The sequence below is a fragment of the Hyella patelloides LEGE 07179 genome (genome assembly GCF_900659865.1).
Taxonomy (GTDB): domain Bacteria; phylum Cyanobacteriota; class Cyanobacteriia; order Cyanobacteriales; family Xenococcaceae; genus Hyella; species Hyella patelloides.
Window position 1 is genome coordinate 36,611 of sequence record NZ_LR214361.1, and the last position, 13,669, is coordinate 50,279.

Below are 13,669 nucleotides of genomic sequence, written 5' to 3' on the forward strand. Positions count from 1 at the left end.
TTATTATTTATTGGCTCTGATTGTTCGAGATTTTTGCAGTTTTTGTCTGACTCGCATTTTGGCTCGATCTAGCTTTTTAGTAAGATCGACTTTGGTATCTAAGGAATAATTAAAATCTTTCTTTTGAGATAAGGATAAGTAAGTTGCTAATTCTCGAATACTAGGATATTTAAACAAGTCAAAAAGGGAAATATATTCGATGTAATTAGGTAAAATATTTTTGATTTGACTATAAACCGATGTAATAAGTAATGAGTTACCTCCAGCTTCAAAAAAGTTATGATTGACACCGACTTTTTCTAAACTTAAAACCTCTTGCCAGATGTTACTAATAGTTTGTTCTAGTTCATTTTGTGGTGCTAAATAGTTAACTGTTAATTCTGAGAAGAAATTTTCTGGTAAGGGTAGTGCTTTACGATCTATCTTGCCATTAGCAGATAGGGGCAATTGATCGAGCATAATAAATGCTGAAGGCAGCATATAGTCAGGTAAGCGATCGCCCAAAAAACCCCGTAATTCACTATCATCAATGGACTGTAAAGCTACAATATATGCTACTAAACGCTTGTCTTGAGGTTGTTTACCAACTACGATAACTAATGCCTGCTCAATTCCTGGATACTGTTCTAGTAACGTCTCTATTTCTCCCAACTCGATACGATGACCGTTAATCTTGACTTGAAAATCTTCCCTACCAAGAAACTCAATATTGCTATCTGGCAGATAACGTCCTAAGTCTCCTGTACGGTATAATCGTTCTCCCGTATCAGGATGATTAATAAAACTAGCTGCGGTTTTAGCCTCATCTCGCCAGTAACCTTGAGCTAATCCCACACCACCAATATAAAGCTGTCCTATTACCCAAGTTGGACAAGGCTCTAATATATGATTAAAGACATAAAAACGCTGATTGGCTAGAGGACGACCATAGGGAATACTATTCCAGGTCGATTCAACTTTCTCAATGGAATAGAAGATAGACCAAATTGAAGCCTCTGTAGCACCACCTAAACTGATTACCTGAATATCTGATACTAAAGATTTAATCTTGGTTGGTAAGTTCAAGGGAATTCCATCCCCACTAAGTAATACTAATCTTAGAGAAGTCAATACTTGAGCTTCGTCACCACCATAGTCTACCATCATCTGCATTAAGGCTGGTACAGAATTCCAAATACTGATTTGGTGTTGGGAAATTAACTCTAGCCAGTGAGAGGGGTCTTTACTCCTAGAAGCTTGGGGAACAACAATCGTACCTCCTGCTGCCAAAGTACCAAAAATATCGTAGACTGATAAATCAAAACTAAGAGAAGATAATGCTAAAAGGCGATCGCTTTGATTAATCCCAAAACGTTGATTAATATCTAGAATGGTATTGACTGCACCGCGATGGTCAATCCGAACTCCTTTGGGTGTTCCTGTAGAACCAGAAGTATAAATTAGATAAGCCAAATCTTCAGGGGTTTGAACTGGCTCAAGATGCTGATTGTTTGAGTTTTTCCCATCTTGGTAGTCAACGTTAATCGAGTTCATCTCTGGAGGTAAAGCTAATTGCCTTTCTAGCCAAGATTGAGTCAGGACAATTTTGACTCCGCTATTTTTGAGTATATATCCTCGACGTTTTTTGGGTAGTCCAGGGTCGATGGGTACATAGGCTGCTCCAGAAGCTAAAATTCCCATTACGGCTACAATCTGCTCCCATCCTTTTTCCATCATTACTCCAATCAGCTGGTTGGGTTTAGCTCCCATCTCTCGCAGACACCAGCCCAGTTGGTTAACCCGATAAGATAATTCCTGATAGGTAAAGGTATGTTCGCCAGCAATTACCGCTAAATCTTGACCTTGATTTTTTACCCGATCTATAAATAAGCTATGCAGTAATTTGTCAGCTATGGGAAAAGCTGTGGCATTAAGCCGATTTATAGTAGCTAGTCGATCTGTTGGTAATAATTGTCGGCTAGTTTCACTCCAAGCTGCTTCCTCTGTAGCCAGTTGATTAAGTAACTGACAATAGGATTGAAACATGGATTCAATTAACCCTTTAGGGAACAATTCTTCCACTACATCCCAGTTAAATGTTAAAGCACCATGTTCTTGCCATACTTGAATATCCATCCAGGCTTGTGAAGCTTGTGCGCTAGCATAAACTAACTCACCAAAATGATTAAAAGTAGCGGTTTCTTGTCCTAAAGCCTCTAAACCTAAAGTACTAGTAAAGACTACTGGCATTGCTTTGGGTGTACTATGCTGCCGATGATTTAAGGCTCTTGTTACTTCTACCCCATTAAAATAACGATGTTCCAAATCTTGCCACAATTGACCCTGTATACGTCTGGCGCGATCGCTAAAGGATTCTTTGGCAGAGTTATCAACCGTTAATAGAGTTACGGAGGTAAAGTTACCTAATATCTGATTGACTTGAGGATGTAGAGGTAAACGATTAAATAAAGCTAGATTAACAGTAAATTGAGGGTTATGGCTCCATAATGTCAATATTTCTGTAAAAGCAGCTAATAATACTCCTGAAGGGCTTAGACCAGCTTTTTTACCTCGCTGTTGTAACTGCTGCCAATTCACAGGTTCTAACCGACTTTCATAACGACGACAGCGATAATCTTCTAGCTCTTGAGGATTTTTAACTAAAGGTAAGTCTGGTGCAGGGAATAAATTATCTAACCGTGCCAGCCAGTAATCTTGCGATCGCTGATAAAGCTCTGTTTGGGGTAAGCCCTGCTCTCCCATGACATAATCTCTAAAGGTTAGTTCTAGAGGAGGTAAGACATATTCAGGCTGTTGATAAAGTTTAAACCATTCGTCAAACAGTAGAAATAAACTCCAAGCATCAAAAATTAACAGGTCATAGCTAATGTGCAATCTCACCTTTTGGTTTGGTAACAGAGTTGCCCGAAATTCAAACAAAGGCCAACTATCTGCCTGTAATACTTGATGGGAGAGACAACTACGAATTTCTTCTAACTGTTGAGCAATTACTTTTGGTGTTTCTGCGCTCAGATCGAGAATTTTTATCTCGTAGTCAGGTACTGTTGCTAGAATTTGCTGCTGTCCGTCAGATAATATTACTGCTCGCAACATATCATGTCTGGCAATTAACCGTACTAGTGCCCGATCGAGTCGGGTCAGATCGAGGTCATCACCTTCAATTTCGTAATAGCCGTGGTTAGAGACACTGCCTAGTTCTAACACCCCACTACGACCTACCCAAAAGGCGTGCTGGATATCAGTTAGAGGAAAAGGCTGATGATTTTGCTGAGGACAAGGAACAACTTCTGGTAGTTGATTTATCCCCGTTTCAGTTTTCCGATCTTTTAATAAAGAGAGAATAGCTGATTTCTGCTCTAATAAAACTTGCTGTAATTCTGGGTTTAGAACACCTTGGGGAGCAAGAATTCTTAATTGATTAGGATCTTCGGAGTCTATATTTAACTTTACTCCTTGCTCTGCCAGTTGTAATAATATCTCAGATAAACTCAAAGTTAACTCTCCTCATAATTCTGTAAAGCGATCGATATAGAAAACAGGAACTACAGCACAAATTCTTGGATATTTTCTCCTTTTTCCTCAGTGACAGATGACGGGGTAGTTAAGCTAGTAATAGTCAATTGAACTAATAAGAAATCAATTAATTGTTCTAGGCGATCGTTTTGAAAAAACTCTTTCATTGGTACTGAAATCTTGAGATCGTTTTCAATTCTGCGTTTTAACTCTAAAGCGATTAAAGAATCAATTAAGTGACTTAAAGATTGTTGTGAGTCCAGTTGAAAACTGTCAACTTGAAGTAAATCGCTTAATACTTGCAATACATATGTTTCTAAAAGTTGCCGTCGTTCTTCTGGTTTAACAGCTAAAATTTGCTCTTGGGAGAATTGATTATTCTTGACTTCCAAGGAGATCTCAGAAGCAGATTTTTCGGATAAAGTTGTGACGATCTGCTCTTGCTCTGGTGTAACCCTGATAGGAGCAGCAGGAATTGAGCCTAAGTTTACATTACCCCAGCGCATGATGTGGGCGGTAGCAGTAGCTCCTGCACCGTTACTATAAACTAAAACAAGATCGCCAGCCTTAATTTTTTTGCTTAATGCTGCATGATAAAGATTTGCAATGGGATATACTGGGCCAATATTAGCGTAACGAGGATAAAGATTAATTACCTTATCTGGCCCAATACCTAAAGCTTTAGCACATACACTAGCATACCAAGCTGTAGGAGTATTAAAAACAAAATAGTCAATGTTTTGTAAACTGACCTCCGCAACTCCCGCAGCACCCTGACAACAAGTACGCACAAAATCAACGGCAGTTAAAGCTATCATACTCGCATTCTCTCCTGTGCGGGTAGAGATACGTTGTATACCCTCACTATCAACCATCATTTCCTGAGTATAAGCACCACAGGTAGAGGCGGTATTGACAATCTTTGTTCCCAGAACGCCATGGTATTGTTCGAGTTTCTCAACTATTAAAGCTCCTGCACCATCCCCCATTGACCAAGCCAGAGTGTCCCGATCATCTACTGCATAAGAACCAAGATGAGAAGTAACTACCAATATTCGAGTGTACTCCCCTGATTTAATTAAGGCACAGGCATTCTGGAGAGCAATTAAAGCACTAGAACAAGTAGACTCCAAATTCCAAGCTGGAATACTCAAGTTGAACTTATCGGCGAGATGAACAGCATTTCCCGCAATAGATTGTTTCCCAAATAAAGAACTAACAATGATGAGATCGATTTGCTCTGGAGAAAGTTGAGCTGCATTTAGTGCATCTTGAGCTGCACCATATTCTAATGTCAGAGAAGATTCATTGTTATCAACTACTCTACGCTCTACATTACCCCGAAAGGGATCGGTTAAATAGGGTGCAACTTCCTGAGACCAAATATCCAATTCCCCAAATTCAAGGGTAGATTTATTTCTGGCTGTTCGTTTCTTACGGAGTGGAGGCACTAACTCAGGATACTTTTGCTGCCAATAGTCGTTAGTACGGATTGTTTTCGGAAAACAAACTGCCAGGGAGCTAATTCCTGCTTGATAGTAAACCATAGATTAATTTAGCTTAATTAGCTTAGTATGTTTATCGATTGGCAGTAGGGAACGTAGCCACTAAATCATCTATGTTGTAGTCAAAAAACCTTTTAACTGATGATTTATGGGAACTTTTGACCCAGAAGAGAAATCTTTTTTGTTCTTCATCACCAAAACTAGAAGCGACATTGAGGATATTATTTTCTAGCTATCAGCTGCTAAGAGCGATCGCACTAGCTACTGCATAGGATGAAGTATGACTAATGCTTAAAAGCCATCGTTTAATACCTAGTTGTTGAGCAATGGTTTTAACTTCTCCAGTCAATAGGACTGATGGTTCTCCTGTAGCTTTTTTAGGAATTTCAATTTCTAGCCAAGAATTTTCGGGTATTCTTGAGCGTTCCATTGCTTTAACTACTGCTTCTTTTGCTGCCCAACGACCTGCAAAAAACTGAAGACGGCGAGTTCCTGAAAAAGAATGACCTCTTTCACCCTCAGTAAAACAACGTTGCTCGAAAGATTCGCCTAAGATATTTCTTAGCATTTGAAATTTATCAATTTCAACTAGATAAATACCCTGACCAACAACTCCAAGGTTTTGGGCTTGACTTTTAGATAAACTCTGATATATCTGACGTTGAATATCTATAATCATCTCAAGATAACTACTTTGTTGTAAGCACCAAATTATTTAACATCGTGTTCATCTTGTTGACGGACTCGATATATTCATTTTGAGGAACTGATTCGGCAATAATTCCCGCTCCTGCATTCAGGCAAACTCGATCGCCATACTGATAAACTGACCGTAAAGAAAGAGCCAGATCTGCTTTACCCCGACTATCTACCCAACCAATAGCCCCTGCATAAAGTCCTCTTGGTTCATTTTCTAAGCGATCGATCCATTCTAAGGCTTTGTATTTGTTAATTCCTGAAACCGTAATTCCTGGAAATAGAACTTTTAGAGCATCCCAAAGGGTTTTATCTGACTGAAGTTGACCCCCTACCCTAGAGGATAGATGTTGAACGCAACGATATTTTTTGACCTCCATAAAGTTAAAAATTTGAATTGTTTCTGGCAGACATACAGAAGCAATTTCATTTTGCGCTAACCAAATTGACAAGGAATGCTCCTTTACTTCCTTAGCATCAGTAAATAGTTGGTTATTAAATTTGATGTCTTCTTCGATACTTGCACCACGGGGTTTAGTTCCTGCTAAGGGGTTGGTGGTCACAAAACCTTCTTCATTTACTTCCATTAAGGTTTCAGGACTAAAACCCACTGCTTGCACGTCTGCCAAATCTAAACAGTAGGATCGGGCAGCGTTATTAGCTTGAGAGCCAATCGTATAAGTTCCCAAAACATCTAACTGACCAAGAATCTGACGAGGACGAGAAATAATCGCCTTATGTAAGTAAGATTGTTGCACTGCCTCAATCATCTCACTGACGATGTTTTGGTAGTGTTCGCGATCGCTTTCATCTATAGTTAGAGATGTTGATGTATAACTGGGTAGTTGTGAATCAACAAATAATTGTTCTCTAACTTGCTCCAATGATTGAGTAGTTTTAATCCGCACTCCTTCTTTGGTAAAGTGTAACTCTGTTTCAGGAATTAAAAAATAACAAAGTGGTTCGGCGATCGACTTACTATAAGATGAGTAGAAACGAGCTAAGTCAAAAGCCACATAGCCATAAGCTGTCCAATTTTCTAAGGATAGAGAATTTAACAACTTCTCTACCTGTTTTAGGGGATCGTTGACTATTTCGGTGGTTGATTGTTCGATCCCCTCAAGTAAAACTTGTTCCTTGGTTACTAATACTTTTGCTAGTTCATTACCTGCAATTCGCACCTCATCTCGATCTTCATAGAATACATATTTGCTAATAATCCCAGCTTGCAGGAGATTATTTAATACAGTTAAAGGTTCTCTTTTCCCAGGAACAAAAGTTTCACGATATTTGATTGCAGCTTTAAACTCTAATACCATTAATTAATTTCCTCTTTATCTCGAATTTTCAGACTGACAATTAGGGTGTGTCATCATTTGGAGGGAATGATGCTTTTGAAGGTATTTTAGCGAGATACAAGGAGAAAAATGTTCTGCATAGCAGAGCTACGGAGGTTATTTTTAGACGTAGTAGGTCGTTAAAAGAGTGAAAAAAGCACTTTTTTTCTAATTGATGACACGCCCTAGTTAACTAGTCATCACTAAGGGTAAATCTGACGATTTGTTTTTCAATAATTGACGATGAATTTTTCCTGTAGGAGTACGGGGCAATTCAGCTAAAAAGTAAATTCGTTTCGGTGCTTTAAAATGGGGCAAATGCTGCTTGACAAACTGATAGATGCTACGTTCTAACTTCAGAGATAATTGCTCTTCTTCTTTCAGACTAATATAGGCAATGATTTCGGTTAAGTGCTGACCATCGTTAGACTCTGATATCACCGCCACCTCACGCACCTGGGGATGTTGATATAAGACACCTTCGATTTCTAAAGGAGAAATCCACTGTCCATTAACTTTAAATAATTCATCTTTGCGTCCCATAAACCAGAAAAATCCATCTCGATCTCGTCTATAGCGATCTCCAGTCTTCATTTGACTGCCAAAGACGGCTTTGCGAGTCTCTGAAAGTCGATTCCAATACCCCAGCATTAGGCTTGCTCCCTGAACCTGTAACTCTCCAATCTCTCCAATAGAACAAGGAAGACCATTCTCATCGATAATCTTGATTTCATAGCCAGGGACAGGACGACCAGAACTACCTGGTTTGGACTTACCTAGTTGATTAGAGAGAAATACATGAAGAAATTCTGTTGTACCAATTCCTTCACAAATTTCCAAGCTGTGAGTATCAAACCACTTTTGCCAGATACTTTTTGGTAATTGTTCGGCAGCTGAAACGCACAAACGCAGAGATGAGGCATCAAAACTAGCAATTTCTTCTAGCTCTAAAATACTGCTATAAACACTAGGTATACCAAAGAAAACTGTTGGTTGATAGCGTTTAATATCCTCAATAATATCAAAGACATTATTGGCTTCAGATATCACGGACGCTGCACCCATCGCCATTGGCAGATAGAGACTATTACCCAAACCATAGGCAAAAGCCATATTAGCCACTGAATATGTAATATCTCTTTGATTTAAACCCAGAGTTTCCTGACCATACTGGCTGGCACAGAAGGTAATACTTTGATGAGCATGGATAACACCTTTTGGTCTGCCTGTACTTCCTGAAGTATAAAGCCAAAAGGCTGCTTCATCAGGGGATGTTTGGGCATAGTTGTTTAATTCTGACTGGCAACTTAACAAAGAGATAAATGATTCTTGCCCGTCTACCAGCAAAACACGATACAAATAATCTGAGGTTAAAGGACTCAGCTTCATTTGCCACTCTTGACTGGTTAGTAAAATTACACTGCGAGAATCTTGAAGGATATAGTTAACATCTTCAACTGAACAACCAGGATTAATTGGTACTGGTATAGCTCCTAACCAGATTGCCCCCAAAAAATAGAAGATCCATTCTGGTCGATTGTTTAAGAGTATACTGACTCTATTTTCTCGTTTAACTCCTAGTCCAGAGAGTAGTCTGGCACTACGTTTGACTAGATTACTTACTTGACCATAAGTATAGGTGTGTTCTTTGTAATAAAAAGCAATTTTATTGTTGCTTTCTTGTTTAAGATTCTCTTGGATTAAATAAGCTGCAATATTAAAGGTATTAGGTAATTCATTGATAGTACTTCTCATGAAAAAATGCCCTATTTCTTACTAGTGGCTATAACGTTTACTAACAGATGGTTGTCCAATCGCCACCAGTCTACGTGCCATTGCTGTATATTTAGTTTCTTAGCTTGAATTTTGGCTTTTCCTTGAAGACAGACCCACTTTCCCGTACCAGTCAAATCTACTTCTATTTCATTCCAATCTATTCCTACTAGCCCCGTAGCTAGAGCTTTGGCAACAGCTTCTTTAATTCCAAAACACAAAGCATAAGAATATATAGAATCAGTCGCCCCGTGACAATAATCTATTTCTTTGTTAGTAAATACGAGTTGTAAAGTCTCAAGATCGTGACCAGCGATTAATTTGGCAATTCTAGTTACAGAGACTAAATCGACTCCCAGACCTTTGGCTTCAGTTTCTATGGTGACATTACATCTATTTCCTCTATTTTTGTAGATATAGCTGACTCGATTAAAGAACATACTTCAGCTAGGGTTTTATCCTGACGAGTTTCTAACTTGACCTTGATTCCCATCTGTCGCTTGAGTGCTAAAGAAAGTTCAACTATTTCAAGGGAATCTAGTTGTAGATCTTGATATAAATAGGAATCTAAGTCAATTAGCTCTTCTGGTATACCTAGATCTATGAGTATCGTCCTTAGACTACTCATTACCTTTTCAATACTCATTGAGCAGAATTCTTGGACAACTTAATTGTGATTTATGTTACTGATAATAGTTTTGTGTCTTAATTCGGGCGATCGCCTTATTGATATTCTTTCTCAAAACCAACTTAACTTACTAGTAACATATTTTTTCCTTGATATCAAATTAAAAACATAAGTTTCTTAATATAAATTGTAATTTACTTTCCATAAGGCAAAATGTAGTACTAAGAACTATATAAAAATAGACAATTGATTCTTAAAACTTTAAATTAAATTGCGTGTTTTTACTGATTAAGTATGATATTGTTGGAAGATAATGGTAACTATTATCATTAATAAGCTCAGATAAATTCATGTCAATTGATAATCTCTGGATAGTAGGGGGTATAGTAAGTGTTCCTTTGCTAATATTTCCTTTGCTAGCGTTAGCTTTAATCATGGAACGGATTGTTTTTTTGTTGCAAGTCAAAAATAAACAACCTCTTAATTGTTAAGGAAATATTGTTTTGATATCGTGATGAGTCCTTTGCTGCGATCGTCGAATTGAATTTGGAGATCGATACATTCTTTATTAGGAATATTTAGCATTTAAAATCATCTCTACTCTTTTTTGAACGAGATTGCTCACCCAGAGAAGCACACCATAATTCACCAACACCGAACTTTCAATTTGTTTTGGGAATTACATTATTGCGTCTAGCTAAAGATCAAACAAAAATGAAGCTAAATTATTATTTCTATCATGGTTTTGCTCCGATCTGCATTATAGTTCTTTCACTATTTACGACGGTCGAAGCCCAAGCAATTCCAGAAACAGCCGATAAACTTTACCACAATAGATCCGCCCGTGATTTGCTAGTGCAAAGCGATCGCGGAGAATTAACTGAAGTTACAGGGGTACAGCTTAGACAAACAGCAGAAGGGTTAGAGATCGTTTTAGAAACCGAGATAGGACAAACACTAGTACCCTTAATTCTGCCAGAAGGAAATCAACTGATTATTGATATCTTGGATGCAACCTTAGCTCTACCTCAAGGAGACCAATTTCAAGAAACAAATCCCACCGCAGGGATCGGTGAAATTAGCGTAACTCAAATAGACGCTAACAGTATTCAAATAACTATTACAGGAGAACAACAAACCCCCTCCGCAGAGGTAGTTCCCTCTTCTAAAGATTTAATTTTAAGCGTATCTTCCGAGGCTGGAGAGCAAGCCGAAACAGACGAAGTAATCGACATTGTAGTCACCGCCCAGAGAACCGAAGAAAGCTTACAAGAAGTTCCTTTGAGTATTACGGCTTTAGATGAACAGCAGTTAGCAGACGGTAATATTCAATCTCTAAGGGGTATATCTGATAGTACCCCCAACTTCTCAATCTTAGATGCGTCAGGCAGTCGCTATTTCCTCTATTACAGTTTGCGGGGGTTTTCTAACTTTAACTTCACTAGTCGTGACGCAGTAGCATTCTATATTGATGATGTTCCCTATGACTATGGTGGTTTTCTCGATCAAAATTTGGTCGATCTCGAACGAGTAGAAATTTTGCGAGGTCCACAAAATATTCTCTATGGTCGAAGTGGGATCGCAGGAGCAGTCAATATTATTACTCGCCAACCTAGCGATCGATTAGAATTTCTGGGTGATATTAGCTATGGTAATTTTGATAACTTTCAAAGTCAGGCAAGCTTCAGCGCACCAATAGTTAAAGATAAATTAGCCCTACGTTTATCAGGGGGTTATAGTTCGCGAGATGGCTTTATCGAAAACACTGCCCAAGATAATACTGTCGATGACCAATCTGGAGGCAATGGAAGAGCCAAACTACTCTGGACTCCTAACCAAGATTGGGAAATAACTTTAAACGGTTCTTTTGAAGACTATCGAGATGGAGGCGCACCTTTTATCCCCTTACAAAGAGACGATCCCTTTACCACCGACCAAGATGTCAATGGTTTTAATGATTTTAGTGCTAACACTCAAGCCCTCAAGGTATCCTATAGTGGTGCTAAAGTTCGCTTTACTTCTATTAGCTCACGGCGTTTTTCCCTAGTAGATCAAGAGACAGATCTAGACTACACTGCCCTTGACGGGGGCTCGGTTACCAATCAATTTGATTCAACAATTTTTAGTCAGGAATTACGCTTACAGTCTCCTGCTGAGGCTGAAAAATTACGCTGGCTGATTGGAGGGTATTTTGAATCGCGAGACTTCCAAGCTAGAGACAATGGTTTTATTGTGGGAGATGATGCTGCATCTTTATTTGAGCTGTCTCCAGGTAGCTCAATCTTCAGAAATAGTGACACTTCTGAAACCACTATTGCTACTTTTGGACAAGTGGACTACAAACCGATAGAGCCTCTGACTCTGACTGTTGCTTTGCGCTATGAATCTAACGATGCGGAGCTTGATTTTTTGGAAAATATCTTGACGACTCCAGATGGAACGGTTTTCCCAAATTTCCGCGTCGAAGATATTGAGTCGGATAGTAATGCTTTGTTACCTCGATTTGCCGTTGAATATCAAATCACTCCTACTGTGATGGCTTATGGCAGTATTACAGCAGGATATCGACCTGCTGGAGTCAATTTTGCAGCGGATAATGATAGTGAAGAAGTCTTAAGCTTTGATGCAGAGCGTTCTTGGAATTATGAACTGGGTCTTAAATCATCTTGGTTCAATAACCGTTTGGTGTTCAATGCAGCAATATTTCAACACGATATCAATGATTTTCAGGTAGTTATTGCCAATCAATTTTTACTGCCAGAAAGAACTGATAATGCAGATGCGAGAATTACTGGAGCAGAATTTGAGTTAAAAGCAACACCATTTGACGGTTTTGATATTCTGGCAGGATTGGGCTTTGTGGATACCGACTTTACTGAATTCACTAATTCTATTACAGGAGAAGATTTTAGTGATAATAATTTATTGTTTACTCCTGGTTATACCTTTAACGTAGCAATGCAGTATCGCGCAAAACAGGGAATCGTAGGCAGAGTTGAACTTGTCGGCAGTGGCGCAACCTTTTTTAATGAGGAAAATACCCTTAAATCTGAACCCTACATCATAGTCAATGCTCTTTTGGGTTATGAATTTGGCAATAATGGAGTCTATTTCTTTGCTAACAATATCTTCGATCGCGAATATATTACTACTGCCTTTGAGGATATTGGTTTTGGCGATTTTGGTACTTTTGGTTCTCCCGCAACCTATGGACTACAAGTAAAAGCTAAGTTTTAAGAATTTACGCTCGATTGTTACTAATAAAGTAATGTGTAAGCAATTATGTCTGATGATTTTATGATTTTCTTAATGAGAATAATTCATAAATAATTGTGAGGAATCAATTGAACAAAATCAACCAACTCCGTTGTTCAAAAATGGGGCTACTTGCCAGCCTGTATATCTCTCAATATATACCCTTGATGTTTTTCTATGAAGCATTGCCAGTATATATGCGTCAGCAGGGAAGTTCGTTATCAGCGATCGCCCTAGTTAACTTATTAATTTTACCTGTTGTCTTTAAGTTTCTTTGGTCGCCCTTAATCGATCGCTATGGCTTTACTCGTTGGGGACACTATCGCTTCTGGATTGTCTTATTTCAACTGATAGTATCTTTACTAACCGTTTTTTGTGCCTTTATTGATAGTTCGCAAAACCTCAACCTATTGCTTATAATTGGTTTTTTAATGTGTTTCTTTTGTACTAGCCAAGATATTGCAGCTGATGCGATGGCGGTTAACTTACTTTCTCCTACCGAACGGGGTTTAGGCAATGGTATTCAAGTTAGCGGTCACTATTTAGGGGCGGTAATTGGTAGTGGTGGAATGTTGATTTTACTAGATAAGATTGGTTGGCAGAATACCATGTTTGCGATCGCTTTAATCATGGTAATCTCTCTAGTGCCAATCTTACTCCATCAGGAACAAGTGAGAGTCAAACCACCAGGGAAAACACCTCCTATTTGGCGCGACTTGGGTGATTTTTTTGGTCGTCGGGAATTATGGTTATGGCTAGCAGTTTTGGCCACCTATACTACTGGTTCGAGTATGGCAATTACTATGTTTCGCCCTTTGTTAGTGGATTTAGGCTTATCCACGACGCAAATAGGTTTGCTGTTGGGAGTTGTCAGTTATGGCGTGGGAACTTTGGGAGCTTTGGTTGGTGGTTTGACAGTTAATTTTTTAGATCGCAAAAGATTGCTAATTGCTGGAGGTTGT

9 protein-coding genes are annotated in these 13,669 nt (G+C 38.8%); 2 read left to right on the forward strand and 7 right to left on the reverse strand.

Annotation, left to right across the window (positions count from 1 at the left end; translation table 11 throughout):
* Nucleotides 1–3: 3 nt before the first annotated feature.
* From H1P_RS33805 to H1P_RS33835, 7 genes are all read right to left on the reverse strand, one after another.
* Nucleotides 4–3,492: a non-ribosomal peptide synthetase gene (locus H1P_RS33805; protein WP_144875911.1), complete on the reverse strand. Its 3,489-nt coding sequence runs from the start codon at nucleotides 3,490–3,492 to the stop codon at nucleotides 4–6.
* Between the two features lie 50 nt (nucleotides 3,493–3,542).
* Nucleotides 3,543–5,060, reverse strand: a complete 1,518-nt coding sequence (locus tag H1P_RS33810; protein WP_144875913.1) for a 3-oxoacyl-[acyl-carrier-protein] synthase III C-terminal domain-containing protein — start codon at nucleotides 5,058–5,060, stop codon at nucleotides 3,543–3,545.
* A gap of 193 nt (nucleotides 5,061–5,253) precedes the next feature.
* Complete coding sequence (locus H1P_RS33815) at nucleotides 5,254–5,697, reverse strand: holo-ACP synthase (protein ID WP_144875915.1); 444 nt, start codon at nucleotides 5,695–5,697, stop codon at nucleotides 5,254–5,256.
* Between the two features lie 10 nt (nucleotides 5,698–5,707).
* Entirely contained in the window at nucleotides 5,708–7,033 is a 1,326-nt protein-coding gene (locus H1P_RS33820; RefSeq protein ID WP_144875918.1) for a salicylate synthase, read from the reverse strand.
* A gap of 207 nt (nucleotides 7,034–7,240) precedes the next feature.
* Entirely contained in the window at nucleotides 7,241–8,806 is a 1,566-nt protein-coding gene (locus H1P_RS33825; protein WP_144875920.1) for a benzoate-CoA ligase family protein, read from the reverse strand.
* A gap of 11 nt (nucleotides 8,807–8,817) precedes the next feature.
* A complete protein-coding gene (locus tag H1P_RS33830) occupies nucleotides 8,818–9,264 on the reverse strand; it encodes a holo-ACP synthase (protein WP_144875922.1) in 447 nt (148 codons plus the stop codon).
* The gene (locus H1P_RS33835) at nucleotides 9,201–9,470 is read right to left on the reverse strand and encodes an acyl carrier protein (RefSeq protein ID WP_144875924.1); all 270 of its coding nucleotides are present in this window, start codon (nucleotides 9,468–9,470) and stop codon (nucleotides 9,201–9,203) included. Before H1P_RS33835 ends, H1P_RS33830 begins: the two co-directional genes overlap by 64 nt.
* A 696-nt stretch (nucleotides 9,471–10,166) precedes the next feature.
* Here H1P_RS33835 and H1P_RS33840 point away from each other — a divergent pair.
* Both H1P_RS33840 and H1P_RS33845 read left to right on the forward strand, forming a co-directional pair.
* Nucleotides 10,167–12,689: a TonB-dependent receptor domain-containing protein gene (locus H1P_RS33840; protein ID WP_144875926.1), complete on the forward strand. Its 2,523-nt coding sequence runs from the start codon at nucleotides 10,167–10,169 to the stop codon at nucleotides 12,687–12,689.
* Nucleotides 12,690–12,829: 140 nt separating this feature from the next.
* A partial coding sequence (locus tag H1P_RS33845; protein WP_144875928.1) for an MFS transporter occupies nucleotides 12,830–13,669 on the forward strand: 840 nt, incomplete at its 3' end.

Bases quoted from the DNA above. Each gene is read 5' to 3' on its own strand.
- H1P_RS33810 (WP_144875913.1), bottom strand. From the start codon at position 5,060: ATGGTTTACTATCAAGCAGGAATTAGCTCCCTGGCAGTTTGTTTTCCG.
- H1P_RS33815 (WP_144875915.1), bottom strand. From the start codon at position 5,697: ATGATTATAGATATTCAACGTCAGATATATCAGAGTTTATCTAAAAGT.
- H1P_RS33820 (WP_144875918.1), bottom strand. From the start codon at position 7,033: ATGGTATTAGAGTTTAAAGCTGCAATCAAATATCGTGAAACTTTTGTT.
- H1P_RS33825 (WP_144875920.1), bottom strand. From the start codon at position 8,806: ATGAGAAGTACTATCAATGAATTACCTAATACCTTTAATATTGCAGCT.
- H1P_RS33830 (WP_144875922.1), bottom strand. From the start codon at position 9,264: ATGTTCTTTAATCGAGTCAGCTATATCTACAAAAATAGAGGAAATAGA.
- H1P_RS33835 (WP_144875924.1), bottom strand. From the start codon at position 9,470: ATGAGTATTGAAAAGGTAATGAGTAGTCTAAGGACGATACTCATAGAT.
- H1P_RS33840 (WP_144875926.1), top strand. From the start codon at position 10,167: ATGAAGCTAAATTATTATTTCTATCATGGTTTTGCTCCGATCTGCATT.